The sequence below is a fragment of the Burkholderia lata genome, from assembly GCF_000012945.1.
Taxonomy (GTDB): Bacteria; Pseudomonadota; Gammaproteobacteria; order Burkholderiales; family Burkholderiaceae; genus Burkholderia; species Burkholderia lata.
The window spans coordinates 1,013,390-1,039,303 of sequence record NC_007510.1 but is presented as its reverse complement, the minus strand read 5'-3'; the positions used below and the strand labels follow the sequence as shown (position 1 = coordinate 1,039,303).

The following is a 25,914-nucleotide window of genomic DNA, read 5'->3' as shown; positions in this document are numbered from 1 at the left end:
GTCGGCCACGCCGCACGTTCGCCTCCCCTGCGGCACAAATGAAAACGGCGGCCATTGGCCGCCGTCGATCGATCGCCCACGCGGGCGTAGCGTCAATAATCCTGCCGCTCGCGCTCGATGCGCATGCCACCGTCGTGGCGCGCATGCGCGCCGTCGTCGGTCGAACGCTCGCGCATGATCCGCATCACATCCGGATTGGTGCGCACGCGCCGCATCACGTTCGCGAGATGCACGCGATCGCTGACCTGGATCACGAAGCGCAGCACCGTCGATTCGTGCGTCAGATCCTCGTCCATCGCAATGTGCACGATGTTCGCATCGGCCGACGTGATATCCGCCGCCACGCGCGCAAAGATGCCCTTCGTGTTCTTCACGAGCGCCTTCACGGCGACATCGAACAGGCGGCCCGGCTGCGGCGCCCATTCGACATCGATCCAGCGGCCCGGATCGCGGCGATGAATACGCTGCGCCACGCGGCAATCGGTCGTATGAATCGCCATCCCCAGGCCAATGCCGATATAGCCCATGATCGCGTCGCCCGGAATCGGCCGGCAGCACGCGGACAACTGCACGGACATCCCTTCGGTGCCGGTAATCACGACCGGCGGCGCATGGTGCGCGGGATGCCGCTCGGACTTCGGCAGATCGTCGTCCGCATCGCGGCCGCTCATCAGCACCTCGATGCGCTTGGCCATCACCGCGGCCACGCGACGGCCGAGGCCGATGTCCGCGAAGATTTCCTGACGGCTCTTGTTGCCCGTCCACTGCACGAGCTTCTCCCACACTTCCGGCTCGACATCGGCCAGCGCAAGACCGTAGCCCTTCAGGCTCTGGTCGACCAGCCGCTCGCCAAGCTGCACCGATTCGTTCAGGCGCATCGTCTTCAGGTAGTGCCGGATCGCCGAGCGCGCCTTGCCGGTACGCACGAAGCCGAGCCACGCTGGGTTCGGCTTCGAATACGGCGCGGTGATCACCTCGACGATGTCGCCGCTCTTCAGCTCGGTGCGCAGCGGCAGCAGTTCGTTGTTGATCTTCACGGCCACGCACTGGTTGCCGAGATCGCTGTGGATCGAATACGCGAAATCGAGTGCCGTCGCGCCGCGCGGCAGCGCCATGATCTTCGACTTCGGCGTGAACACGTAGACCGCATCCGGGAACAGGTCGATCTTCACGTGCTCGAGGAATTCGCTCGAATCGCCGGCTTCGCTCTGGATGTCGAGCAGCGACTTCAGCCACTGGTGCGCGCGCTTCTGCACGTCGCTGAGATCCGCGCTGCCGTTCTTGTACAGCCAGTGCGCGGCGCCCCCCGCCTCGGCGATCTCGTGCATCTTGCGCGTGCGCACCTGGAACTCGATCGGCGCGCCGAACGGGCCGACGAGCGTCGTGTGCAGCGACTGATAGCCGTTGATCTTCGGGATCGCGATGTAGTCCTTGAACTTGCCGGGCACGGGCTTGTACAGCGCGTGCAGCGCGCCGATGCACGTGTAGCAGTCGAGCGGGCTGTCGACGACGACGCGAAAGCCGTACACGTCGAGCACCTGCGAGAACGACAGCTGCTTGTCGCGCATCTTGCGGTACACGCTGTAGATGGTCTTTTCGCGGCCGGTGATCTCGGCGTCGATCTTCGCGTCGGCCATCGCGCGCTGCGCGGCCTCGAGGATCTTGCTGATCACTTCGCGGCGATTGCCGCGCGCGGCCTTCACGGCCTTCTCGAGCGTCGCGTAGCGATGCGGGTTGAAGTTCGCGAAGCTCATGTCCTGCAGCTCGCGATACGTGTTGTTCAACCCGAGGCGGTGCGCGATCGGCGCGTAGATGTCGAGCGTTTCCCGCGCGACGCGGCGGCGCTTTTCCATCGGCACCGCGCCGAGCGTGCGCATGTTGTGCAGGCGGTCGGCGAGCTTGACGAGAATGACGCGCACGTCGCGTGCCATCGCGAGCAGCATCTTGCGGAAGTTTTCCGCCTGCGCTTCCTCGCGGCTGCGGAACTCCATCTTGTCGAGCTTCGACAGGCCGTCGACCAGTTCGGCGACCTTCGGGCCGAACCGTTCGGCCAGCTCGCTCTTGGTCACGCCCTGATCTTCCATCACGTCGTGCAGGAGCGCTGCCATCACGGCCTGCGCGTCGAGCTTCCAGCCGGCGCAGATTTCCGCAACGGCGACAGGATGGGTGATGTAGGGCTCGCCGCTCTGGCGATATTGACCGAGGTGGGCTTCGTCGCTGAAGTGGAATGCCGCCTTGACCTCTTTGATTTCTTCCGGAGGAAGATACTCGGCAAGCGCGGCCGTCAGTTTCGCGATCGAAACGACGCCGTGCTTGCGAGGCTGCTCCGGTGTCGCGGTCGGCCCGAACAGATGCCGGAAGGACTGTTCGAGGACCGCGTCGATGTACTGGCGCGCAGGCGACTGGGCCGTGGCTTCGGTGGTCGAATCCGCGGAGGCGGACGATGGGGTGGTGCTCATATTCGCCTCCAGGTCGAGTCGTTGCGCGCGTGGATTACATGGCTGGAACGGGCCGGATGCGCGTTACACCGGCACCTTCTTCAGCATCTCGACGCCGACCTGGCCGGCAGCGATTTCGCGCAGCGCGACGACGGTCGGCTTGTCGCGGCTTTCGATCTTCGGCGTATGGCCTTGCGCGAGCTGCCGCGCGCGATAGGTGGCGGCGAGCGCCAGTTCGAAGCGGTTCGGGATTTGCTTCAGGCAGTCTTCGACGGTAATGCGAGCCATGTTGGTAATTCCTTCTGAATATAGTCCTTATTCTACCTTATGTCCCTCGTCCCCCGCGTCATTCCGCGTGGGGCAGATGGATGCCGAGCTCGATGAACAGCTCCGTGTGTCGCGCGTACTGCGAAGCAAAGCGCAGGCGCGTGGCCGCGACGATGCATTCGAGCTCCGCGAGCGCACGCTCGAAATTCTCGTTGATCACCACGTATTCCGCTTCGGGCGCGTGCGCGATCTCGCTGCCGGCGGCCAGCAGGCGGCGCGTGATCACTTTCGGTTCGTCCTGGCCGCGCTTCTTCAGGCGCTCCTCGAGCGCGTCGAGCGACGGCGGCAGGATGAAGATGCCGACCGCGTTGCGGAACTGCTTCTTCACCTGCAGCGCACCCTGCCAGTCGATTTCGAGCAGCACGTCGTGGCCGTTCTTCATCTGCTCTTCGATCCAGACGCGCGACGTGCCGTAGTAGTTGCCGTGCACTTCCGCGCTCTCGAGGAATTCATGCGCCGCGTGACGCGTGCGGAAATCCTCGACCGTCGTGAAGTGATAGTGCTGGCCGTCCTGCTCGCCCGGGCGCGGTTTGCGCGTCGTGTACGAGATCGACAGGCAGATGTCGCTGTCCTTCGACAGCAGCGCATTCACGAGCGTCGACTTGCCGGCGCCCGACGGCGCGACGACCATGAACAGGTTGCCGGGATAGACGCCGCCGTGCAGCGAATGCGCGGCGTGGCCGTCGTGGGTGGATTGGGTCATGTTGCTTTACTCCAGGTTTTGCACTTGCTCGCGCATCTGCTCGATCAACAGCTTGAGCGCCATCGATGCGTCGGCGAGTTCCTTCGCCGCCGCCTTCGAGCCGAGCGTGTTTGCTTCTCGATTCAGTTCCTGCATCATGAAGTCGAGACGCTTGCCGACGCGGCCGCCCTTCTCGATCACGTGACGCGTTTCGTTCAGGTGCGCGGTGAGCCGCGACAGCTCTTCCGCGATGTCGATCCGGATCCCGTACATCGTCACTTCCTGACGAATGCGCTCCGCGGCTTCCTCGCGCGTGACGATCGTCGAGCTGCCTTCGGGCGCCGCGATGCCGAGCGCCTCCTGCAGCCGTTCGACGATCTTCTGCTGGTGCTTCGCGATCAGCTCCGGCACGAGCGGCGTGATGCGCGCGACGATCGCCTCCATCTCGGTGACGTTCGACAGCAGCATCGTCGCCAGTTGGGCACCTTCGCGCGAGCGCACGACGACGAGCTCGCCGATCGCTTCCTTGCCGCACGCGAGCACCGCCTCGCGGATCGCGTCAGCCGACACGCCGCTCTCAGCGATCACGCCGGGCCAGCGCAGGATCTCGCCCGCGCGCAGGCGACCGACACCCGGGAACGAGTCGAGCACCGAGCGTTCGAGCTCGGCGAGCTGGCCGAGCGCGGACTGGTTCAGCGCGCCCGCGCCGATGCTCTGCTCGCCGCGCTGCAGGTTGATGCGGATGTCGACCTTGCCGCGCGACAGCTTGTTCATCAGCATTTCGCGCAGCGCGGGTTCGCACGCGCGCACGTCGTCCGGCATCCGGAAATTCAGGTCGAGAAAGCGCGAGTTCACGGTGCGCAGTTCGACCGACACGCTGGTGCCGCCGTTGCCGGTGGCCGTCGCGAGTTCGCGCGTCGCGCTCGCGTAGCCCGTCATGCTGTAGATCATGGTTCGTCTCGCCGTCTGGGTGCCCTCGCGGGCAGGAATATGTCGAGGCGCCCGGCGCATCGTAAAGCGCGGGGCGGGAAGCGCGCATTATCCCATTTTTGCGGACCATCCCGCCGGGCACACCCGCCGTTCGGCGCTAAAATCGGGGTTTCCTCTCGTTCCGCGACTCCCACATGACGTCCTCCGTTTCCCGCCCGAGCGGCCGCCGCGCCGACGCACTGCGCAAGGTCGCCCTTACGCGCCACTACACGAAACATGCCGAAGGCTCGGTGCTGGTCGAATTCGGCGACACCAAGGTGCTCTGCACCGCGAGCGTCTCCGAACGCGTCCCCGACTTCCTGCGCGACCGCGGGCAAGGCTGGCTGACCGCCGAATACGGGATGCTGCCGCGCGCGACGCACACGCGCAGCGACCGCGAAGCCGCCCGCGGCAAGCAGACCGGCCGCACGCAGGAAATTCAGCGCCTGATCGGCCGCGCGCTGCGCGCGGTGTTCGACCTCGAGGCGCTCGGCCCGCGCACGATCCACATCGACTGCGACGTGATCCAGGCCGACGGCGGCACGCGCACGGCGAGCATCACCGGCGCGTTTGTGGCCGCGCACGACGCCGTGTCGAAGCTGATCGCGGCCGGCAAGATCACGCGCTCGCCGATCACCGACCACGTCGCCGCGATCTCGGTCGGCGTGTACGAAGGCGCGCCCGTGCTCGACCTCGATTACGCGGAAGATTCGCAGTGCGACACCGACATGAACGTCGTGATGACCGGCGCCGGCGGCTTCGTCGAAGTCCAGGGCACGGCCGAAGGCGTGCCGTTCTCGCGCGCCGAGATGAATGCGCTGCTCGACCTCGCGCAAGGCGGGATCGCCGAGCTCGTGCAGCTCCAGAAAGACGTGCTGGGCGCCTGACATGCCGGACGACCACACCATCGCGCCGCTGTCGCGCATCGTTCTCGCGTCGAACAACGCCGGCAAGCTGCGCGAATTCACCGCGCTGTTCTCGACGGTCGGCATCGAGATCGTCCCGCAGGGCGACCTCGCGGTGCCCGAGGCGGAAGAACCGTTCGGCACCTTCATCGAGAATGCGCTGACGAAAGCGCGCCACGCGTCGCGGCTCACCGGGCTGCCGGCGATCGCCGACGATTCGGGCCTGTGCGTGCGCGTGCTGCGCGGCGCGCCGGGCGTCTATTCGGCGCGCTACGCGCAGCGCGCGGGCCGCGACAAGGGCGACGCGGCGAACAACGCGTATCTCGTCGAGCAACTGCGCGGCGTCGACGACCGGCGCGCATACTACTGCTGCGTGCTCGCGCTCGTGCGCCATGCGGACGACCCCGAACCGCTGTTCGCCGAAGGGCGCTGGTCGGGCGAGATCGTCGACACGCCGCGCGGCGAGCACGGATTCGGCTACGACCCGTATTTCTACCTGCCGTCGCTCGGCGCGACGGCCGCCGAACTCGAGCCGGCCGTGAAGAACACGCACAGCCATCGCGCGCTGGCGCTGAAGGCGCTGCTGGCGCGGCTCGCGGAGGAAGCATGAGCATGCCCGATACCCGTTCGCCGACGGAGGTTGCATGAGCCAGGCCGCGGAAACCGGCGCGCGCGTTGTCGCGACCTTCACGTCGCCCGGCCAGGTGCGGCTCACGTCGCTGCCGCCGCTCGCGCTGTACGTGCATTTCCCGTGGTGCGTGCGCAAGTGCCCGTACTGCGATTTCAACTCGCACGAGTGGAAGGGCGAGCGGTTTCCGGAAACCGAGTATCTCGACGCGCTGCGCGCCGATCTCGAGCAGGCGCTGCCGCTCGTGTGGGGCCGGCAGGTGCATACGATATTCATCGGCGGCGGCACGCCGAGCCTGCTGTCGGCGGCCGGTCTCGACCGGATGCTGTCCGACGTGCGCGCGCTGCTGCCGCTCGACGCCGATGCGGAGATCACGCTCGAGGCCAATCCGGGCACGTTCGAGGCCGCGAAGTTCGCGCAGTTCCGCGCGAGCGGCGTGAATCGCCTGTCGGTCGGCATCCAGAGCTTCAACGAGACGCACCTGAAGGCGCTCGGCCGGATTCACGACACCACGCAGGCACGCGCCGCTGTCGAGATCGCCGCGAAGAACTTCGACAACTTCAACCTCGACCTGATGTTCGCGCTGCCGAACCAGACGCTCGACGAATGCCGCACCGACGTCGAAACCGCGCTGTCGTACGCGCCGCCGCATCTGTCGCTGTATCACCTGACGCTCGAGCCGAATACGCTGTTCGCGAAGTTCCCGCCGGTCGTGCCCGACGACGACGCGTCGGCCGACATGCAGGAATGGATTCACGCGCGCACGGCCGAGGCCGGTTACGGACACTACGAAGTCTCCGCGTATGCGAAGCCGAATCATCAGTGCAAGCACAACCTGAACTACTGGCGCTTCGGCGACTATCTCGGAATCGGTGCGGGCGCACACACGAAGCTGTCGTTCCCGAACCGGATCCTGCGGCAGGCACGCTACAAGCATCCGGCAACCTTCATCGAGCAGGCGATGGCCGGCACGGCCGTGCAGGAAGAGCGTGAAGTCGGCGCGCGCGACCTGCCGTTCGAGTTCATGCTGAACACGCTGCGGCTCGTCGAGGGCTTCCCCGTGCACAACTTCGCCGAACGCACGGGCCTGCCGATGAGCACGATCGAGCCGGCGCTGCAGGAAGCGGAACGACGCGGGCTGATCGCGCGCGATTTCGCGCAGATCGCGCCGACGCCGCTGGGCCAGCGTTTCCTCAACGACCTGCAGGAATTGTTCCTGCGCGACGATTGAAGGAATGAACCTCGCGGCATTTCGGTTACAATGCCGCCTCGTGTGGAAGCGTGGCCGAGCGGTTTAAGGCACCGGTCTTGAAAACCGGCGACGGGAAACTGTCCGTGAGTTCGAATCTCACCGCTTCCGCCAGAGCTTCAAAGAAAACGGGCCGCTCGGCCCGTTTTTCATTTCCGACAGCGATCAGCCGCTCGCGGACATCCGCCTGCGCGGCTCACGGTGCATCGTCGACACGATTCGTGTGCGTGGTCACGCACAATCGGCGGTGCCGTTCACGACTCGGCACCGCCGGGCTGGGCCAGCAGCACCGCGCCGCACGTCGTCGTGTGCCCTTCCAGCGCAACCGGCGCACCGAAATCCAGACTGTTCGCACAACCCTCCGCGATCTCGAAGACATGAGGTGCGCAAATCGGACAGGTCACCTTGTCGCCTTTGCGCGCGATCGGAATCGCCGCGCGCCCCCATGTCGAAGAAGGGCTGCCGGAAATCACCCGCCCGCCATGACTGGTCGTGTCGCCCACCACGATCTGCGCCTTCCCGCCTACTGTTGCTCGCATCACCTGCATCACCTCGTCACGAATGGGCGGACACGTCACTTCAACGCCTGGATGGGCGGATCCTGGTAGGCCGTGTCGATCGTATAGCCCTGCCCCTTCAGGGCAGCCTCGGTCGCGATGCGCTTCGCGTGGTACTTCTGCAGTTCCGCGGGCAACAGCGTCTTCCAGTTGCGAATTTTTTCGGCGTTCCCGGGGAAATACCCCAACCCGTAGAACGCATACTCGTTCCTGATGCGAGCCGTCAGAAGATAGGTCGTCTTCCCGACAAAGCCGCCCATGTTCTTCTCCGACAGCGAAATCTCCAGATAGGCGCCGTCGGCATAAAACACCCATCTCGGCATTTCCTTCACGGCGGCCTTCCACTCCTCGATCGTCGGTGTGTAACCGGAATCGAGGGAATAGATCGAATACGTCTTCATGTAGTCCCACGCCTGCTTGCCGGTCAGGCGCGGATTGCTGACGTCGATGTACCGGACCCAGCCGTTCGCGCGCAGATCCTGAAACAGTTTCGTCATGCGCGCCAATGCGGCCTCGTGCGTGTCGGCCTGCTCGGGGCTGACGCCAAAATTAATATTCCACGTGTAGATGCCGCCCGGCACATCCTTGTCCGCTGAACCCACCGCGGACAGCACGTTATCCAGCACGAAGCCATGCGTCCCCTGCATGAACTTCACCGTGCCGAGATTGCCGCGCATCCAGTCATGCTGATAAAAGCTCGTACCTGACGGATGATTGTCGACGGACGCGCCCGGACCGTTGAGATCGGAGTCCTTGGGATCGCCGAGCCGGATAACTGTAAGTGATGAATTCATGCCGTTGCGGTTGTCGAGGGTTGAGCGGGCATTCCCGTTGTGCGATGCGAGTACGACGCCCAGCAGGAGCGCCCCGAGGATCAGTACAAAGAAATGAGTCTTTTTCATCAGGTATCGGGTCTGTCGCCCCAGCTTTTGATCGTTCCGAGATAATCGAGCATGACTTGCCTCCTGGGCCCCTGCATCAACCCGTCGTACTTCGTTGCTGCCGTCTGGATCCAGTCCATGCGCTTCTGATAGTCCTCCAGAACCAGGCGGTCCGGCGCATCCGACCTGAATTCGATGCTGTCCGTCTTGTCATCGGACGTGAGCACGAGTTGAAGGCTGGGAACCAGCGCGCGAATGACCGGTGCCAGCGCAATCTCGGAACCGTCCGACAGGCCGTGCTGCATCGATTCGACCGAGTTGTTGATCGCCGTATCGTCCGAAGACGCCAGTGCGCCGCGCTGCACGCCAAGCCATCGTTTGAACTTCTTGTTTTCGTAGATCAGCCCCTGCAACACCTCGCCCTGCTCGTGTTGCGCAATCAAAACCAGGTGCTGGAAAGCCCAGATCGCCCGGCTTTGCTCATCGCCCGCTTCCCACTGCTTTATCTTGTTGAATCCTGCAACAATGATCGACGTGGACTTGAGATAGCCCAGCTGCTTTTGCTTGGCGCCGGTTTCTCCGTCGATTTCGAACGGCACCTTGTCGATCGCTTCGTCGTACCCAACCTGTCGCGTGAAGTTGACGGCCACCTGCTTGACGAACTGGGTGCTGTCACGCGATTGCACGCACTTGTCGAACGTATCGGACCCGGCGGCATACGCGTAGAACCACGCCAGCACGTCGTTGAAGAGCCAGAGATTGCCGCGGCCCAGCCCCGCCCGCAATTCGGTCCAGCGCCCGGCATATCGCACCTGCCACAGCGCGAGCGTCGCGGCGACCTGCTTCGACGCGAATGCACCGAGTCCCAGCCAGTAGAAGCGGCCGACCTTGCTCGTATCGCCCAGGTGGAACTGTTCGAGAAACACGCGCGCATAGGCGGCGGCGATACGGCGAGCCCTGACCTCCGGGTCGCTGACGAACGCCGGCGCCTGGGTCTCGACCTGCTGCCCGGACACGTGCCCTTCGCCTTCGCGATAGTCGGGCATGTGATTGTGCGAACGCGCATTCGTCACGATCTGCCGCATGGAGAACTGCTGCGCGAGCGACCAGATGATGTTGCAATTGCACTGCGCGTCCACGCAGACCTTCGATTCCGGGTTGGTCTGCGCCGTTGCCTTCAGATTGTCTGCCAAAGCCTTCCGCTCCTAGTCGAGTTCCCGTGTTCCGTTACGCACCTGCGCGGTCGGACGCCGCTGCAAAGTCGTCCCAGTGCAACTGGAACTCCGCATTTTCCTGTTCTGCCGTATTCACCATCGGCGAGCGCCCCAGACCGTCCGTCGCGAAGATATGGCCGCCGGACGGCGTCGTGAGCCGATAGTCCACCCCGGGAAGCGGCTTGCCCGTCGGAGACAGCACCCTGAACCGCTGGTCGTTCGCCTGAACGTCGGGCAACCCGTTCGGGCTCACGCCCATAGGTTTCGGCGGCATGTTTTGCGCCTGGGCGTTGACCTCGTACAACTCGCCGCCGACCGTGATCTTGCCGCTCTTCAGGCTGATATAGCTGTCGCCGCCGTGAAGCATCACCTCCTCGGTCGCGCGGATCGTGATCCGGTTCGCGCTCTGTGTGATCTCCAGCTTCGCCAGCAGATTCAGGTTCTTCTGCAGCGCCTTGATGTCGATGTCGCCGGCATAGGAGATCATCCGGATGCCCAGCTTGTAGGCGAAGAAACGAATCGCGTTGCGGGCGGTGGCCAGCAGACTGCTGCCGCTGCTCACGCTGACATGGCCGCCGCCGGTGAGCGCCGTATGCTCCGCGCTCGCAATGTGCGTACTGCCCGCCGTGGTCGCTTCGATTCCGGCCGGCGACGCGACGACCAGATGCGGCTTCGACAGCTCCGGGTAATCTCCACCGCCCTGCCCGCCGATCTCGTCACCTTGCTTCCGAAGCGCCTCGACCACCGCGGGCTGATCCTGTCCGTCCTGCGCCTGGGCCTGGATCGCGGCCTTGGCAAGCGTGTCATGCAACTCGCGCGCCTGCGCCAGACGCTGCACCGTCTCGCCGAGATCTTTCACCGGCGCGCTCGCGCCGGTACGCGCTTCGGTCGTCACCAGCATGCCGCGATTCGCACGCAGCACGCCCCACGCGTCGGTGGCCAGCTCCCATCCGGTCCCGCGCCCGCTCGCGCGCCCCGCATGGCCGTCGATACGCGTGTTGTAGCCGACCACGAGGCGCGACTGCTCGTGGTCGCTCGACACCTGCACCTGCAACCGGCCGGGCGTATCGTCGGCCACGACCTGGTTCGCCTGTGCACCGCCGATATCGCGCGAGCGCAGGCCCGACAGTGCCTGGTTGTCCGGCAGCTTCCACTGTACGACGTTGATGCCGTTGGTCACGCGGCCCGTGATGACGGGCCGGTCCGGGCATCCGTCCAGGAACGAAACGATGACTTCGTCCCCGATCCGAGGCACATGGATCATCCCGAACCCCTGCCCGCCCCACGGCTGGCTGACACGCATCCAGCACGAGCTGCGCTCGTCGCGCTGGCCGACGCGGTCCCAGTGGAACTGCACCTTGACGCGCCCCATCTCGTCCGTATGGATCGCGTTGCCCTGCTGGCCTACCACGGTGGCCGTCTGCATCTGCATGACCGGTTTGTGGTGTTCGAACGGACTGCGATACGGAACGGATTTGCGCTGCGCCTCGATTTCCGTCAGGAAGAAGCCCTCGGAACCGTCGTGATGCGACACGCTCAACCCGGTTGGCTCTCCGCCCTGCTGCGCGACCGCTTCGTCGATCCGGTGCCGCAGGCTGTGTGCGAAGTTCGCGTGATGGCTCGAGCCCGGCAGGTTGTTCTGGATCAGCCAGACAGTCTCGACGACGACGAACTGTCGCCGGTCGCCGGATTCCCGGTCGTGCTCGGGGTGCCCCGCGAGTTCGAACCACACACCCGCATCGACGCCGCGCAAGCCGCCCGCGCCGTAGAACCGCTTGGCACGCGACTCCCACTCTTCCATCCGCACCTTGGTCAGGTGATCGCCGCGCTCCTGCTTCAGATAAGTGTACGGGCCCGTATATTCATACATCTCGAGCTGCTCGGGCAGTTCGTGCGATACCGTCGGCATGTGCGTCCCCTTCGGATTCGCCAGGGGTGACGGACTCTTGTAGTCGAACGTACGGGTAGTGAGCGCGGCACTGTGCAGCGTGCGCAAGTCGGACCATCGAACCAGCGCGTCGACCTCGCGGTTCGCGCCATAACGGGAAAATCGCATGGTCCTCGCGGCAAGCGGCGCGCAGGTATCCACGCCATCCGTCACGGTCAGGGTGTGGGACTGACCGTCATCGGCCTGCTTCCAGATGCCGAACAGGCCTTCTTCCTCCATCAGCCGGTGCGCGAAGGTCCAATCGTCCTCGTACTGGGTGCAATACGATCGAGGCGACAGCGGCTTCGACAGCGCGAACTCGAATCGGCCTTTCGCCTGCGGGTGCGCGTTGAACACGTCCCGCAGGATTTCGTCGACCGGCTTGTCCTGCCAGATGCGCTGATCGCGGCGGAACTTGAGGAAATGCATCCATGACGCGAAACCGAGCTGGTAGCTGGTCAGACCGCCTTCCGATCCGAGCCGTCGCACCATATGGACATAGCCGTGACGGGGCAGATACGACTGGTTCGGCTGCTGGATCCACAGGGTAACGGGCTGCCCGATCAGGCTCTTCAGCTTGACGTCGCTGCGCGTCGACAGCACATCGAGCGTGAAGTCGTAATGCCGGCCGATCCGCGAAAGTCCCGCCGCACGCTGCGGCAACAACACGTCGGGCCCAAGCGGAGTGTCGAGTTTCAGCAAGCGGTCCTGCTGGATCAGCCCCCCTTGAAGCGCCCGCACGATATCCTGCGCACTCATTCCAATCCCTTTATTGCTTCTTTTGCCGTCGTTTTTTCACCAGATGGTGGCTGGCGCTCTCAGGCCGCGATTCTACAGTCAAATCGTCGACCACTCTCGTGGCCGTGCCGTCACTTCCGGACGCGCCTTGCCGGATGCCGTTACAATCCGGCGCTCCGATTCGCGAAACGGGAAACCCACGTCATGAAGCCCTTCATCGTCTCGTCGCTCGCCGCGCTGCTGGTTGCCGTCAGCACGCAGGCGACGGCCGACACCGCCGCCGGCAGCGATGCACAAGCGTCGTGCGCGATCGCCTACGTGAGCGGCGTCGGCGGCTCGCCGCGCGGCCTGCGCGAATACCTTGCAAGCCCGTCGCCCTACAACTACCTGAAGGAAAACGACCTCCAGTGCAAGGTGGGTGACGACGGCCGCACGTCGAACTGTACCGGCGTGACCTATCTCCGGAACGAACAGGTCAGCGTGTACGACGACTCCGATCCGGCAACGCTGACCGTCGTGGCACGCGTGGAGCTCGACCACGGGCAGAAATACCCGGTGATCATCGTCGTGCAACGCAAGGACGCGCGCTGCAAGCAATGATGCAGCCATGCGCGCGACGCCGCCCGTCGGGACGGAACGCGCGTCCGCGGCAGTGCACCACCGGATCCGCGCAACTGCCGCTGTCGCACTGCGCCGGAAGCCTCCCGGCCGGCCGCTCGATCACCTAGAATTCGATCAACACGGCGACACGACCGCCGCCGCGTACTCGATGCCGCGCGCGCCACCCCTGCGTGCGGTACACGGAGATCGCCATGACCGAACTGTCGACACCGGCGGAACACGTCGATTACGAAGGCTTCGAGGTCCATGTCGTGCCGGCCACCGTGCCCGGCAGCGACACGCGCTACACCTACACCGGCTACGTGTGCCATCCGGGCGCGAATCCCGCATTGCCCGGCCACGCGGTGCCATTCCACGCGGACGGCGAGGAGAGCTTCGCGAGCCTAGATGAAGCCGTCCATGAAGCCGTGCACATCGGCAAGAGCATCATCGACGGCACGCACCCCGACCTGTCGATCCTGTCGCTCGTCACGCACGGCTTCTGACCCGGGTGGCACGCATCGCTGACGATTGCGCGAGCGGCTACCGCGGCGCTGCCTGCGGCAACCCACTGCGCCCGGCCGGACCATCGCCACGTGCCTGCGTGCCACGCGCGTTCCGCGCCTTTCTTTCAAGCTTGCAACAGGCACACGCGCACGCCGGGGCGCACACGGACGGCAGCCACGCGAGCGTGCTGTCACATGTCACGTCACATCGCGATGCGCGAGCGCGCGCCTGCTCGTCATCAGCGATCGCATCGTCCGGCATCGCCCGTTATGCGTTTCTCCCGATATCGACTCGCGTCCGTGCGCCTATCATTTTTTTATAGTCACTTCTGGCTAGCCTCCCATGCGCCCCCTTCCCCGATTGCGTGTCGACCGGCTGCGTGCAGTTGCGCTGGCCGTCGTCGCCATGCTCGCGGCGTGCACGATCACGCCGCCTCCGTCGCTGCATTCGATCCTGACGATTCCATCGATCACCCGTAGCGGCAGCCTCGACCAGTACCGCGTCGAAGTCGCGCAGCGTGTCGCCGAACGCAATCCGTCCGGCATGCTGCATGGCACACCACAGGCCATGCTCCGCTCGCTCGTCGTCGTGGCCTTCACCGTCGATGGCAGCGGCCGACTCGTCAACGCGTCCGTCTATCGCAGCAACGGCGACAGCGAAGCGGAAGCACTCGCGCTCGCGTCGCTGCGCCGCTCGGCGCCGCTGCCGCCGCCACCGTCGCGACTGCTCGACGGCAACGGCCGGCTCGAAATGATGGAAGGCTGGCTCTTCAACGACGACGGCCACTTCCAGCTGCAAAGCACCGCGTCGGCGCAGGCGCAATCGATCGACTGACCGGTCGCCGCACGGCGATTGCCGGTGCGCGGCGGCGCTGGCTATAATTTTCCGCAATCGCGCGGCCATCACGCCGCGCGCGCGTTCGCGCGCCCCACCCGGCATGCGAGCCGACCACGCCGGCACCGGGCGGCGGCGACGTACCCGTCTCCATCGTCGACCGGCGGGTGACGTCCGCGCCACGGCGCGCGTCCACGCCGCCACCGCATCATCCGCTCGGCTGCCCCCGGCAGGCGTCCGCCTGCCTGACCGCACGCTCAGCCGACCGCCCCAACGACAAAACGGAGACATCCATGTCCGCATCCCCCCCGACCGTTGCACACGCAACCGGTTCGGCCGGCGCCGTCAGCCACCGGCGCATCGTGTTCGCGAGCTTCATCGGCACCGCGATCGAGTTCTACGATTTCTACGTGTACGCAACGGCCGCCGCGCTCGTCATCGGCCCCGTGTTCTTCCCGCACGGCTCCGCGACCGCACAGGCGCTGTCCGCGTTCGTCACGTTCGGCATCGCGTTCATCGCACGCCCGATCGGTTCGTTCCTGTTCGGGCACTTCGGCGACCGCATCGGCCGCAAATCGACGCTCGTCGCGTCGCTGCTCGTGATGGGCGTGTCCACCACCGCGATCGGCTTCGTGCCCGGCTACGACGCGATCGGCGCGCTCGCGCCGGTGCTGCTGTGCGTGCTGCGCTTTGGCCAGGGGATCGGCCTCGGCGGCGAATGGGGCGGCGCCGCGCTGCTCGCGACCGAGCACGCGCCGCAGGGCAAGCGCGGCTGGTTCGGGATGTTCCCGCAGCTCGGGCCGTCGGTCGGCTTCCTGATGTCGAACGGGCTGTTCTTTGCGCTCGCGCTGTCGCTGTCGGACGATCAGTTCCGCAGCTGGGGCTGGCGCATCCCGTTCCTGGTCAGTGCGGTGCTCGTCGCGCTCGGCCTGTACGTGCGGCTCAAGATCACCGAAACGCCGGCGTTCCAGGCCGCGCTCGATCGCAACGAGCGCGTGCGCGTGCCGGTCGCGACACTGATCACGCAACACTGGCGGCCGACGCTGCTCGGTGCGCTCGCCATGGTCGTCTGCTACACGCTGTTCTACATCTCGACGGTGTTCTCGCTGTCGTACGGCGTGTCGGCGCTGCATATTCCGCGCCAGAGCTTCCTCGGCCTGCTGTGTTTCGCGGTCGTGTTCATGGGACTCGCGACGCCGCTGTCCGCATGGGCATCCGACCGCTTCGGCCGCAAGCCGGTGCTCGTCGTCGGCGCGATCGCCGCGCTGCTGTCGGGTTTCGCGATGGAGCCGCTGCTCGGCAGCGGCTCGATGCCGCTGGTCGCGCTGTTCCTGACGATCGAGCTGTTCCTGATGGGCGTGACGTTCGCGCCGATGGGCGCGCTGCTGCCGGAGCTGTTCCCGACCAACGTCCGCTATACGGGCGCGGGCGTCGCGTACAACCTCGGCGGGATTCTCGGCGCGTCGATCGCGCCGTATATCGCGCAGCTGCTGGCAGCGCGCGGCGGGCTGTCGTGGGTTGGCGGCTATGTTTCGGTTGCGGCAGCAATCAGCCTGATTGGTGTGCTGCTGATGCGCGAAACGCGCGACGCATCGCTCGTCTGAGACTCCGGGGCGACCCGGGTTGTGCGGTGGCCGGCGCTGCCTATACTCGATCCTGGGTGCGCCGCCGCGCGCCCCCGGGATCCCGCCCCGAAGGAGCCGCCGCCATGAACATCCGCCTCGGCAATGCCGATCTCGTCCTGATCCTCGCGCTTGCGCTGGGTGGCGCGATCCTGCTCGCACTGCGCTTCCGGCCGAAGACGTGGCGCGGCCTCGTGTTCGAAGCGCTGCTGGCGAATCTGGCGGCCATCGCCGCCGTCGTCACGGTCGAGGCGCTGCTCGCCTGAGCCACCTGAGCCGGCACGCGTCGCTTCGTCAGGCGGTCAGCCGCGCGCGCAGCGCGCCGTAGGCCGGCCCGACCGCATCGATCGCATCCAGCGCCTCGTCGACGGACGGCATCGTGCCCGGCTCGCCGATCGACAGTGCATTCGGCGCGCCGCCGATGCCGCAATGGTGCCGCGACGTCGCGACGAAAATCATCACGGTCGGCCGCTTCAGCGCGTGCGCCATGTGCACGAACCCCGTATCGACCCCCACCACGAGCGCAGCCCGGCCGAGCGCCGCGCCGAGCTCGCGCACCGTCATCGCGGGCAGCACGACCGAACCCGGCGCGCGTGCGGCAATGTCCTGTGCATCGTCGTGCTCGGCGGCCGATCCCCACGGCAACAGCACGCGTACGCCACGCGCCATCATCTGCGTGGCGAGCGCGGCCCAGTGGTCGGCCGGCCATTTCTTGTCGGGGTTCGACGTCGCATGGAACAGCAGCATGAACGGTGCGCCGTCGGTCACGGCCGCCGGCAGGTTCACGTCCCGCGGCGGGACGATGCCGTACGTGGCGATGCCCTCGGGCGCGTAGCCGAGCGCCTCGCCGGCGCTCACGCGCATCCCGTGCCACGCGTCGCAGTCCGGCCGCGGGCCGAAGCGATGCGAATACGCGAAGCGTGCACCCGTTTCGCCGAGATCCTGCGTCTGGTAGCCGACGCGGCGCGCGGCGCGTGCGAGCGCCGAAATGATCGCGCTCTTGTAGACGCCGTGCAGGTCGATCACCGCATCGTAGCGGTGTGCCCGCAGCGCGCTGATCGACGCCGTGATCGCCTTCAGGTCGCCGCGATTGCGCATCTTCTTGAAGCGGCGCAGCGGCGCGCAAAGGACATGGCTGACGCCCGGATGCCAGCGCACGACCTCCGCGCACGATTCGTCCACCGCCCAGTCGACCGTTACGCCGGGAAAGGCGCGATGCAGATCCGCAACGACCGGTAGCGTCTGGACGACGTCGCCGAGCGACGTCACTTTCACGATGAGGATACGTTTCACGATGTGTGGGGATAGACGGGCCAATTTGGCATGCTAACGATGGTTACATGCGCCAACATTACGTGAAAATTACTTTTGCAACAAAATGCATCTCCTTTCGGGAACATTCTCGCGCCCCGCCCGCATCCGGTTCTTTTTATAATTCGATCTTTGCCTACCGGCCCGCGTCGATGCAACGCCCCGCCCTTCCCGCCCTGTTTCCCGCCCTCACCCGTCGTTCGCTGAGGATCTGGCGCCAGTACGGCGTTTTCTGGCTCGGTGCGATCGTCGTCGGCCTCACTGCCGTACTTTACGCGCGACTGATCGACTGGGGCTACGAAACCTTCCGCACGATGCGCGATCACGCCGCGTGGCTGCCGCTGCTGCTCACGCCGGCCATCGCCGCGGTGTCGGTATGGATCACGCGCCGCTTCTTCCGTGGCGCCGAGGGCAGCGGTATCCCGCAGGTGATCGCGACGCTGCATGCGCGCCCGAGCGCGTTCGGCTCCCGGCTGCTGACGCTGCGCATCCTGTTCGGCAAGGTGCTGGTGTCGTTCCTCGGCATCCTGGGCGGCTTCACGATCGGCCGCGAAGGGCCGACCGTGCAGGTCGGCGCGGCACTGATGTTCAACCTGCGACGCTTCTACCCGCGCTCGAACGCGCAGATCGAACGCCAGCTGGTGCTCGCCGGCGCGGCGGCCGGGCTGTCGGCCGCGTTCAATACCCCACTCGCCGGGATCGTGTTCGCGATCGAGGAGCTGACGCGCAGCTTCTCCGCGCGCGCCAGCGGCGTGCTGATCACCGCGATCATCCTCGCCGGCGTCGTCGCGCTCGGCCTGAACGGCAACTACACGTATTTCGGCACGATCGATGCCGGCCCCCATTTCCCGAAACTGCTGGCGCTCGCCGTGCTGGTCACCGCGATCGTCACGGGGATCGCCGGTGGCCTGTTCTGCTGGCTGCTGCTCAACACGGGGCGCTGGCTGCCCGCGCGGCTGCTGGGCCTGTATCGCGAGCGGCCGATCACGTTCGCCGCGCTGTGCGGCTTCACGATCGCCGTCGTCGGCCTTATATCGGGCGGCACGACCTTCGGCAGCGGCTACGCCGAGGCGCGCGGCCTGCTCGACGGCAGCCAGCATCTGTCGGTGTTCTATCCGTTCCTGAAGATGATTTCGATGGTCGCGTCGTACCTGCCGGGCATCCCGGGCGGGATCTTCGCGCCGTCGCTGTCGATCGGCGCCGGGTTCGGCAACCTGCTGCACATCGTGTTCAGCAACATGAGCCTGCCGATGCTGATCGCGCTCGCGATGGTCGGCTACATGGCGGCCGTCACGCAGTCGCCGATCACGTCGTTCGTGATCGTGATGGAGATGATCAACGGTCACGCGCTCGTGATTTCACTGATGGCTACCGCGTTGGTGTCGAGCCGCGTGTCGCGCTTTTTCGCGCCGCCGCTCTACGAAACGCTCGCCCAGCGCTATCTCGCGCCGCCCGTCGCGGCCGCGGAACCGGCTGCGGCCGCCGCGGCGAGCGCGACGGTGGCAACCGGCGTCACCGAGCCGCAGGATGCGGCCGCGGCACCCGCCGATCCGCTCGACACGCTGCGCGGCGAAGCGCCGGCTGCCGCCGCGCCGGCCGAAGGCGCAGCGCATGCCCCGGCGCCGCACGACGACGAGCCGGCCGCGGCCGGGACGAAGCGCCCGGCGCAGCCCGGCCCGCGCGACGCTCAGTAGATCACGACGGGTGCCGGCCGGTAGTACACGGGCCGGGCCGGCACGACGATGCATCCGGCCAGCGTGATCGCGACGAGCGCGATTGCGATTGCGGTTCTTTTCATCGTCCGCCTCCATCACGCCCAGTGGCCACGGGTCCAGAACCAGTTCGGACCGCGCTGGTCCCAATGGCCCGGCACCCATTGCATACCGACGCGCTCGGCTTCCCAGTGTCCGCCGATCCACACGTAGCGGCCATGCTCCCAGTGCCAGTGCCCGCGATCCCACACGTAGCCCACGCGCGAGGCCGGCACGACCTCGTAGCGCACCGGCGGCGGCGCATTCGGCGCGACGACGACGATTTCCTCGGTGCGCACGGCGACCGGCTCGGCAACGACCACGCGGCCCTGCGGCACGATCACGGGGGTGCCGACGAGAATCTCGTCAGCATGCGCGGCAAGCGGCGCGACGACGGCTGACAGGCTCGCGGCAAGCAGTGCGAGCGAAACGATACGACGTTGAACAGTAGAGACAGCCATCACAACCTCCTGGTTGAACAAGTTACGCGAGCGTATTCGTTCAATGCGGGAGGCGCGGTAACGGCCGACAGACGCCGTGTTACGGCATGCCCGAAAGTGCAACAGGGCGTAAGACGCGCACGGCGGCGAATGCCGCCGTGCGGAGGGAGACCTGCAACGGTCAGGCTTGCGGGATCTCGATCTTCACTTCGAGGACTTCGAGATCGTCCTGGCGCTCGAGGCTCACGCGGATGTCATCGTTCGAAATATGGACGTACTTCGAAATGACCGCGACCAGCTCCTTCTGCAGCGCCGGCAGGTAATCGGCCGGCGGCCGGCCGCCGACGCGCTCGTGCGCGATGATGAGCTGCAGGCGCTCCTTCGCGACCGATGCGGACTTCTTCTTCTCGCCGAGGAGAAACGAAAGGATGGACATGGACGGCCTCCGTTACTTGCTGCCGAAGAGGCGCTGCAGCAGGCCCGGCTTCTGGTAATCCGTGAAGCGCAGCGGCTTGTCGTCGCCGAGGAAACGCGCGACGACGTCCTTGTACGCTTCCGCAACGTCGGTGCCGTCGATATGCACGGCCGGCAGACCCTGGTTCGACGCATGCAGCACGGCTTCCGACTCGGGCACCACGCCGATCAGCTTGATGCGCAGGATCTCGCTGATGTCCTCGAGCGACAGCATCTCGCCTTCGCTGACGCGCTTCGGGCTGTAGCGGGTGATCAGCAGGTGTTCCTTGATCGGATCCTTGCCTTCGGTCGCGCGCTTCGTCTTCGACGACAGGATGCCGAGAATGCGGTCCGAGTCGCGCACCGACGACACTTCCGGGTTCGTGACGATCAGCGCTTCATCCGCGAAGTACATCGCGTGCAGCGCACCGGCCTCGATACCGGCCGGCGAATCGCAGACGATGAATTCGAAGTCCATCGCGGCGAGGTCGTTCAGCACCTTCTCGACGCCGTCACGCGTGAGCGCATCCTTGTCGCGCGTCTGCGACGCCGGCAGGATGAACAGGTTCTCGCACTTCTTGTCCTTGATCAGCGCCTGGTTCAGGTTCGCTTCGCCCTGGATCACGTTCACGAGGTCGTACACCACGCGGCGCTCGCAGCCCATGATCAGATCGAGGTTGCGCAGGCCGACGTCGAAGTCGATGACGGCCGTCTTGTGGCCGCGCAGCGCGAGACCGGACGCAAAGCTCGCGCTCGTCGTCGTCTTGCCCACGCCGCCCTTGCCCGAGGTCACCACGATGATTTTTGCCATTTACCCAATACCCTGTGTTCGTCAATGAGAGCCGATCGCTCCGGAGCGCACCGCGTGGATTACGTCAGGCGCAGCGGTTCGATCATCAGTTTTTCCTCTTCGAGCCGGATCTGCACCGATTTGCCCAGTACTTCGGCGGGCAACGGGTTCTCGGTTGTTCGATAGATACCCGCGATCGAAATCAGTTCCGGCTCGAGACACGTGCAGAAAATGCGCGCGTCGTGATTGCCGTGCACGCCCGCGAGTGCGCGGCCGCGCAACGGCGCGTAGATGTGGATATTGCCTTCCGCGATGATCTCCGCGCCGTGACTGACCGGCGCGAGCACCACGAGGTCTCCTTTCGCGTAAATCTGCTGCCCCGAACGCAACGGCCGGTCGATCACGAGCGTCCGGCCGCCCGCGTGCAACAGCGTCGGTGCGGGCTCCTGCGCCGATTCCGCTGCCGGAGCGGCGGCAGCTTCGACGACGGGCGCCGGCGCCGGTTCCGCTTCGTCGGCGTGCTTCGCGGCCGGCGTGCGGCGATCGCGCGCCTCGAGCAACGGCAGGCCGGCTTCCCCCGCCCAGCCCTGCGTTGCCAGCGCGACGACGCCCACCGGGCGCATCCGCACGTCGTTCAGCATCTGGCGGATGTCCGCCAGCGCGACGCGTTCGCCGTCAGCCAGGCGGCGGACGTCGATCGCGACGACATCGTCGGCGAAAAACTCGGGAGTCGCTTCGAAGCGCTTGACCAGTTCGGTACGCAACGCATCGAGATCGGTCGTCTTCACGGTGAACAGCAACGTATCGACCGATCCGCTGCGCAGCTCGAAGAATGGCGATTTTTTAAGCGACATGGACACTCTGCAAAAATTTTTTGCGTATTTTACAGGCGTCCACGCGCGCGGCCATTATTTTTGGGGAACCGGGGGGCGGCGGCCCGGGCGGGCGCGCAACCGGCAGGCGGGCAGGCAAGCGGGCGACCGGACCTTCATCGCGCCGCGCGGCCCGCGTTCTGACGTCACGTCAGTGCTTCGTCTGCGACACGAACAGCGATTTCATCGCGCCGGGCATCCGCGCGATCGGCGCATGTTCGCCGGTGTTGCCGAAACCCGCCCGCTCGTAGAAGCGGATCGCGTTGCGGTTCGCATCGGCAATCCAGGCGTAGACGTCCTGGGCGCCACGCTCGGCGAGCCATTCGGTGGCCGTCTCCAGCAGCAGCACGCCGCCGCGCAGATGACGCACCGCGTGCGCCACCCACAGCTCGCTGACGAACGCGCGCCGATCGGGCGTATTGTCGAAATACGCGCCGATCATGCCGGCCGGATGGCCTTCGGTATACAGCAGGAAAGTCGTCGACTCGTCGGACACGGCGCGCTGCGCGGCAATCGCCGACGCTGCGTCCGTTTCGACGTTCAGCAATTCGGCCTCCGGCGCTTCGCCGGGCGCGTAGGGCTCGCGCAGCGATGCGGCGCGGAGTTCGCGATACACGCTGCCCTGATCGGCAACGATACGACGAACGGTCAAGGTCGAACTCATGCAGGCACAGCCCCCTTCGGACAGCAAGCTATTAGCTTCAACCGAAAGCGGGGCATGAGTCAAATCGTTATTTTCAAATGACAGCGCGAATCGAAAGGCAGCATGCACCGCCGGCAGCCGTGCGGCCAGTTGGTGTGCAGGTGCAGCATTGCGATGTCGATGCGTGCCGCCGAAAGACGGTTGCGGCGGCTTCGTTCGACGCATGGTGCCGGTCGCCTTGCGACATGCGGCAGTTGCCCGTCGGGGCCGGTGGATTTCAGCGTGGAAGTCGTAATGATCCGTAAGATTGGTAACCCCGAAAGCATGTATCTCGGGTACCTGTCTCCCTCCGAATATTGCATTGCAACATTTGTTGCGGACTGGCGGCACCGACACCCGCACGCGTCACGGCGTGCCTTCCGTCTGACAAACCGGCCGCCCGAGCGGAACGATCCGGCGATCCCGGCATGTTTCAATCAGCTTGCGCGGGCCCTTCCCTGCCTGCGCCGCACGCGCCCCTCCGTTTGGAGCCGCGCGACTAGTGCCGGAGTTTGGCAAGCGTGCGCGCGGGTCGTATAACAGGCAGAACCGGGTGACGATCCGGCACAACCGCGCGCGCATCGCGGACCAACGAGAATTCGAACAACCGTACAGGCGGCCGCCTTCGGGCCGGCCGGCAGGAGGGAGACAATGGCAATGACCGACGGATCGGCCTCGAGCTGGTCGGATGGCAAGCGTTACCTGTGGTTGCTCGGCGCGCTGACGATCACGCTGCCGATCCTCGCCGCCCAGCTCGCGCTGTCGACGGGCCTGCACGTGTTCTGGTGGTTCGGCCCGCTGTTCGCGTTCGGCGTGATCCCGATCCTCGACACGCTGATCGGCGACGATCGCGACAACCCGCCCGAGGACGTTGTGCCGCTCCTCGAACGGGAGCGCTACTACCGGCTGATCGTCTATCTCGCGACCCTCGTCGAATACGTCGCGTTCTTCGCGTGCGTGTGGATCGTCGGCACGCATGCGCTCGCCTGGTACGACTACGTCGGCTTCGCGCTGTCGCTCGGCGCCGCGACGGGCATCTCGATCAATACCGCGCACGAACTCGGGCACAAGACCAACCGCTTCGAGCGCTGGCTCGCGAAGATCACGCTCGCGCCGGTCGCATACGGCCACTTCTACGTCGAGCACAACCGCGGGCACCATGTACGCGTCGCGACGGCCGAGGATCCGGCGAGCGCGCGCTATGGCGAATCGTTCTGGGCGTTCCTGCCGCGCACCGTGACCGGCAGCATCCGCTCGGCGTGGCGGCTGGAGAAGGCCCGCCTCGAACGGCTCGGGCATTCGCCATGGACCTGGCGCAACGAGGTGCTGCACGCGTGGGCGATGACCGTCGTCGTGTGGGGCATGGCGATCGCGATGGCCGGCAAGGTCGTGATTCCGTTCCTCGTGATCCAGGCCATCTACGGCGCGTCGCTGCTCGAAGTCGTGAACTACGTCGAGCATTACGGGCTCGGCCGCCGCAAGCTGCCGAGCGGCCGCTACGAACGCTGCACGCCGCAGCACTCTTGGAACAGCAATCACGTCGTCACCAACCTGTTCCTGTACCAGTTGCAGCGCCACGCCGACCATCATGCGAATCCGACGCGCTCGTACCAGGCGCTGCGCCATTTCGACGACGCGCCGCAACTGCCGGCCGGCTACGCGACGATGATCCTGTTCGCGTACGTGCCGCCGCTCTGGTATCGCGTGATGAATCCGCGCGTCGTCGCGCACTACGGCGGCGACATGGCGCAATCGAACATCAAGCCGTCGATCCGCGCCCGGGTGCTCGCGCAATATCCGGCCGCGGCGTGATCGCGGGAGACGGGCCGGGGGAAACCGGCGCCGACGCGCCGGCCCCCGGTTCCGTCGAAGTCCGGCGCGACGGCGCAGCCGTCACGCCATTTCCGGCAGCCTGAACACGGCCACCGCGTGCCGCAGCGCGCTCGCCTGCTCGGCCAGCGCCTGCGTCGCGGCCGAGGCCTGCTCGACGAGCGCGGCGTTGCGCTGCGTCGCTTCGTCCATCTGCGTCACCGCGATGTTCACCTGCTGGATGCCGCCGCTCTGCTCCTGCGATGCGGACGAGATCTCGCCGACGATCGTCGTGACGCGCTGCACCGCGCCGACGATCTCGTGAATCGATTCGCCCGCACGGCCGATCAGCACGGCACCCTCGTCGACCCGCTTCGTCGACTGCTCGATGAGTCCCTTGATCTCCTTCGCCGCGGCGGCGCTGCGTTGCGCGAGCGTACGCACTTCCGCCGCGACGACGGCGAAGCCGCGCCCCTGTTCGCCCGCGCGAGCCGCCTCGACCGCCGCGTTCAGCGCGAGGATGTTGGTCTGGAACGCGATGCCGTCGATCACCGCGATGATCTCGCCGACCTTTGCGGAGCTGTCGGCGATGCCGTTCATCGTGCCGACGGCATCCGTCATCACGCCGCCGCCCGCCGCGGCGATGTTCGACGCGTCGTGCGCCAATTGCGCCGCGTGCTGCGCGTGTTCGGCCGACTGGCGGACGATGCCCGTGAGCTCGGTCATGCTGGCGGCGGTCTCCTCGAGCGATGCAGCCTGCGCCTCGGTACGCGCCGACAGGTCGTGGTTGCCCGACGCGATCTGTGCGCTCGCCGTCGCGACGGCTTCGGCGTGCGTACGCACTTCGAGCACGACGCCCGACAGGCTCGCCTGCATCGTCTGCAACGCGCGCAGCAGATCGGCGATCTCGTCGCGGCCGGCCGTGTCGACGTCGCGCGTCAGGTCGCCTTCGGCGACGGCCTGCGCGCACGCCACCGCACGGTCGAGCGGACGCAGGATCGCGCGGCTGAACAGGAACGCGCCGACCATCGCGACGCCGAGCACGACCAGCATCAGCACGAGGCTCGCGGTGGTCGCGTGCTGCGCGTCGCGGCTCGCCTGCGCCGACACGGCGGCACTCTCGTCGGCGATCGACTTCGCGGCCCGCTCCAGCAGCGCCGCCGGTTCGCGGTCGACGCCCGCCACCGCGGCATCGCCGGCCGACGGCTCGAAGCCGGCAGCCTTGAATGCGTCGAACCCGCGCCGGTAACCTTCGCCCATCGCCGTGTGCGCGCGCATGAACTGCTCGACGAGCGAGCGGCTCTCGCCGGGCGGCAACTGGTGAACGAGCTGCGCGGCGAGCGTATCGACCGTCCGCTCGCGCGTCTGGAACGCCTGCCAGTACTGGTCGAGCTTGCCGGGCTGCTTGCCGCGCAACAGCGTGTCCTTCCATTCCTGCACTTGCAGCTTGAACTGGACGAGCGTGGCCGACACGAGCCGTTCGTCGCCGACGTTCGTCTGCACGTCTTCGGCGAACGTATCGATCGACCGATTGAGAATATGGATACCGTACAGCGCGCCACAGAACATCAGCAGCAGCGCGACGGCGAATGCGAGGGGAATCTTGTAGCTCAGCTTCATGGGACCTTGGATCGACGGGGAACGAAGCGGTCCGGCACGGGCGCCGGCCGCCGCCCCGTGTTAACGGCGCGGGAAGCGCGGGCTTAAAGCTGAAGAAAGCGGGAAAGG

The 25,914-nt window shown here is 66.1% G+C and carries 25 protein-coding genes and 1 tRNA gene; 11 read left to right on the top strand and 15 right to left on the bottom strand.

Annotation, left to right across the window (positions count from 1 at the left end):
- Positions 1 to 92: 92 nt before the first annotated feature.
- From BCEP18194_RS10635 to BCEP18194_RS10620, 4 genes are all read right to left on the bottom strand, one after another.
- Complete coding sequence (locus BCEP18194_RS10635; protein WP_011351285.1) at positions 93 to 2,459, bottom strand: RelA/SpoT family protein; 2,367 nt, start codon at positions 2,457 to 2,459, stop codon at positions 93 to 95.
- 63 nt (positions 2,460 to 2,522) lie between these two features.
- Entirely contained in the window at positions 2,523 to 2,726 is a 204-nt protein-coding gene (gene rpoZ / locus BCEP18194_RS10630) for a DNA-directed RNA polymerase subunit omega (protein WP_006025620.1), read from the bottom strand.
- A 58-nt stretch (positions 2,727 to 2,784) separates the two neighbouring features.
- Positions 2,785 to 3,468: a guanylate kinase gene (gene gmk / locus BCEP18194_RS10625; protein ID WP_011351284.1), complete on the bottom strand. Its 684-nt coding sequence runs from the start codon at positions 3,466 to 3,468 to the stop codon at positions 2,785 to 2,787.
- 6 nt (positions 3,469 to 3,474) lie between these two features.
- Entirely contained in the window at positions 3,475 to 4,398 is a 924-nt protein-coding gene (locus BCEP18194_RS10620) for a YicC/YloC family endoribonuclease (protein WP_011351283.1), read from the bottom strand.
- 173 nt (positions 4,399 to 4,571) lie between these two features.
- Here BCEP18194_RS10620 and rph point away from each other — a divergent pair, with 173 nt between their 5' ends.
- From rph to BCEP18194_RS10600, 4 genes are all read left to right on the top strand, one after another.
- Positions 4,572 to 5,303: a ribonuclease PH gene (gene rph, locus BCEP18194_RS10615; protein WP_011351282.1), complete on the top strand. Its 732-nt coding sequence runs from the start codon at positions 4,572 to 4,574 to the stop codon at positions 5,301 to 5,303.
- A gap of 1 nt (position 5,304) precedes the next feature.
- Positions 5,305 to 5,931 carry an RdgB/HAM1 family non-canonical purine NTP pyrophosphatase gene (rdgB, locus tag BCEP18194_RS10610; RefSeq protein WP_011351281.1) on the top strand — a complete coding sequence of 209 codons (627 nt, stop codon included), beginning with the start codon at positions 5,305 to 5,307 and terminating at the stop codon, positions 5,929 to 5,931.
- Positions 5,932 to 5,965: 34 nt separating this feature from the next.
- The gene (gene hemW / locus BCEP18194_RS10605) at positions 5,966 to 7,180 is read left to right on the top strand and encodes a radical SAM family heme chaperone HemW (protein WP_011351280.1); all 1,215 of its coding nucleotides are present in this window, start codon (positions 5,966 to 5,968) and stop codon (positions 7,178 to 7,180) included.
- A 44-nt stretch (positions 7,181 to 7,224) separates the two neighbouring features.
- A tRNA-Ser gene (locus BCEP18194_RS10600) sits at positions 7,225 to 7,312 on the top strand.
- Between the two features lie 140 nt (positions 7,313 to 7,452).
- Here the strand turns inward: BCEP18194_RS10600 and BCEP18194_RS10595 are convergent.
- The 4 genes from BCEP18194_RS10595 to BCEP18194_RS10580 all read right to left on the bottom strand — a co-directional run bounded on the left by BCEP18194_RS10595 (position 7,453) and on the right by BCEP18194_RS10580 (position 12,536).
- The gene (locus BCEP18194_RS10595; RefSeq protein ID WP_425266334.1) at positions 7,453 to 7,701 is read right to left on the bottom strand and encodes a PAAR domain-containing protein; all 249 of its coding nucleotides are present in this window, start codon (positions 7,699 to 7,701) and stop codon (positions 7,453 to 7,455) included.
- Positions 7,702 to 7,772: 71 nt separating this feature from the next.
- Entirely contained in the window at positions 7,773 to 8,657 is an 885-nt protein-coding gene (locus BCEP18194_RS10590; protein WP_011351278.1) for a hypothetical protein, read from the bottom strand.
- Positions 8,657 to 9,829, bottom strand: coding sequence for a DUF2515 family protein (locus tag BCEP18194_RS10585; protein WP_011351277.1), 1,173 nt, complete (start codon positions 9,827 to 9,829; stop codon positions 8,657 to 8,659). The genes BCEP18194_RS10590 and BCEP18194_RS10585 overlap by 1 nt, the downstream gene beginning before the upstream one ends.
- 34 nt (positions 9,830 to 9,863) lie before the next feature.
- Positions 9,864 to 12,536, bottom strand: coding sequence for a type VI secretion system Vgr family protein (locus BCEP18194_RS10580; protein WP_011351276.1), 2,673 nt, complete (start codon positions 12,534 to 12,536; stop codon positions 9,864 to 9,866).
- A 183-nt stretch (positions 12,537 to 12,719) separates the two neighbouring features.
- Here BCEP18194_RS10580 and BCEP18194_RS10575 point away from each other — a divergent pair, with 183 nt between their 5' ends.
- The 5 genes from BCEP18194_RS10575 to BCEP18194_RS10555 all read left to right on the top strand — a co-directional run bounded on the left by BCEP18194_RS10575 (position 12,720) and on the right by BCEP18194_RS10555 (position 16,344).
- A complete protein-coding gene (locus tag BCEP18194_RS10575; protein ID WP_011351275.1) occupies positions 12,720 to 13,115 on the top strand; it encodes a hypothetical protein in 396 nt (131 codons plus the stop codon).
- Positions 13,116 to 13,327: 212 nt separating this feature from the next.
- The gene (locus BCEP18194_RS10570) at positions 13,328 to 13,621 is read left to right on the top strand and encodes a hypothetical protein (RefSeq protein WP_011351274.1); all 294 of its coding nucleotides are present in this window, start codon (positions 13,328 to 13,330) and stop codon (positions 13,619 to 13,621) included.
- A gap of 343 nt (positions 13,622 to 13,964) precedes the next feature.
- On the top strand, positions 13,965 to 14,456 hold the full coding sequence (locus BCEP18194_RS10565; RefSeq protein WP_011351272.1) for an energy transducer TonB family protein: 492 nt from the start codon (positions 13,965 to 13,967) through the stop codon (positions 14,454 to 14,456).
- 293 nt (positions 14,457 to 14,749) lie between these two features.
- A complete protein-coding gene (locus BCEP18194_RS10560) occupies positions 14,750 to 16,060 on the top strand; it encodes an MFS transporter (protein WP_011351271.1) in 1,311 nt (436 codons plus the stop codon).
- Positions 16,061 to 16,164: 104 nt separating this feature from the next.
- Positions 16,165 to 16,344, top strand: coding sequence for a hypothetical protein (locus tag BCEP18194_RS10555; RefSeq protein WP_011351270.1), 180 nt, complete (start codon positions 16,165 to 16,167; stop codon positions 16,342 to 16,344).
- 28 nt (positions 16,345 to 16,372) lie between these two features.
- On the opposite strand, the gene waaC is transcribed toward BCEP18194_RS10555, so the two are convergent.
- Positions 16,373 to 17,371: a lipopolysaccharide heptosyltransferase I gene (gene waaC, locus BCEP18194_RS10550; RefSeq protein WP_041492770.1), complete on the bottom strand. Its 999-nt coding sequence runs from the start codon at positions 17,369 to 17,371 to the stop codon at positions 16,373 to 16,375.
- Positions 17,372 to 17,541: 170 nt separating this feature from the next.
- Here waaC and BCEP18194_RS10545 point away from each other — a divergent pair, with 170 nt between their 5' ends.
- Positions 17,542 to 19,083, top strand: coding sequence for a chloride channel protein (locus tag BCEP18194_RS10545; protein WP_011351268.1), 1,542 nt, complete (start codon positions 17,542 to 17,544; stop codon positions 19,081 to 19,083).
- Positions 19,084 to 19,199: 116 nt separating this feature from the next.
- On the opposite strand, the gene BCEP18194_RS10535 is transcribed toward BCEP18194_RS10545, so the two are convergent.
- The 5 genes from BCEP18194_RS10535 to BCEP18194_RS10515 form a co-directional block, all read right to left on the bottom strand.
- Complete coding sequence (locus tag BCEP18194_RS10535; protein ID WP_011351267.1) at positions 19,200 to 19,601, bottom strand: YXWGXW repeat-containing protein; 402 nt, start codon at positions 19,599 to 19,601, stop codon at positions 19,200 to 19,202.
- A gap of 160 nt (positions 19,602 to 19,761) precedes the next feature.
- On the bottom strand, positions 19,762 to 20,016 hold the full coding sequence (minE, locus tag BCEP18194_RS10530; RefSeq protein ID WP_006486661.1) for a cell division topological specificity factor MinE: 255 nt from the start codon (positions 20,014 to 20,016) through the stop codon (positions 19,762 to 19,764).
- Between the two features lie 12 nt (positions 20,017 to 20,028).
- Positions 20,029 to 20,844: a septum site-determining protein MinD gene (gene minD, locus BCEP18194_RS10525; RefSeq protein WP_011351266.1), complete on the bottom strand. Its 816-nt coding sequence runs from the start codon at positions 20,842 to 20,844 to the stop codon at positions 20,029 to 20,031.
- A gap of 59 nt (positions 20,845 to 20,903) precedes the next feature.
- Entirely contained in the window at positions 20,904 to 21,677 is a 774-nt protein-coding gene (minC, locus tag BCEP18194_RS10520; protein ID WP_011351265.1) for a septum site-determining protein MinC, read from the bottom strand.
- A 169-nt stretch (positions 21,678 to 21,846) separates the two neighbouring features.
- Positions 21,847 to 22,359 (bottom strand): GNAT family N-acetyltransferase, encoded by a 513-nt coding sequence (locus tag BCEP18194_RS10515; RefSeq protein WP_011351264.1) that lies wholly within the window; start codon positions 22,357 to 22,359, stop codon positions 21,847 to 21,849.
- Between the two features lie 669 nt (positions 22,360 to 23,028).
- On the opposite strand from BCEP18194_RS10515, the gene BCEP18194_RS10510 reads away from it, so the two are divergent.
- Complete coding sequence (locus BCEP18194_RS10510; protein WP_011351263.1) at positions 23,029 to 24,189, top strand: alkane 1-monooxygenase; 1,161 nt, start codon at positions 23,029 to 23,031, stop codon at positions 24,187 to 24,189.
- Between the two features lie 81 nt (positions 24,190 to 24,270).
- Here the strand turns inward: BCEP18194_RS10510 and BCEP18194_RS10505 are convergent, their stop codons facing one another.
- Entirely contained in the window at positions 24,271 to 25,806 is a 1,536-nt protein-coding gene (locus BCEP18194_RS10505; protein WP_011351262.1) for a methyl-accepting chemotaxis protein, read from the bottom strand.
- Positions 25,807 to 25,914 lie beyond the last annotated feature (108 nt).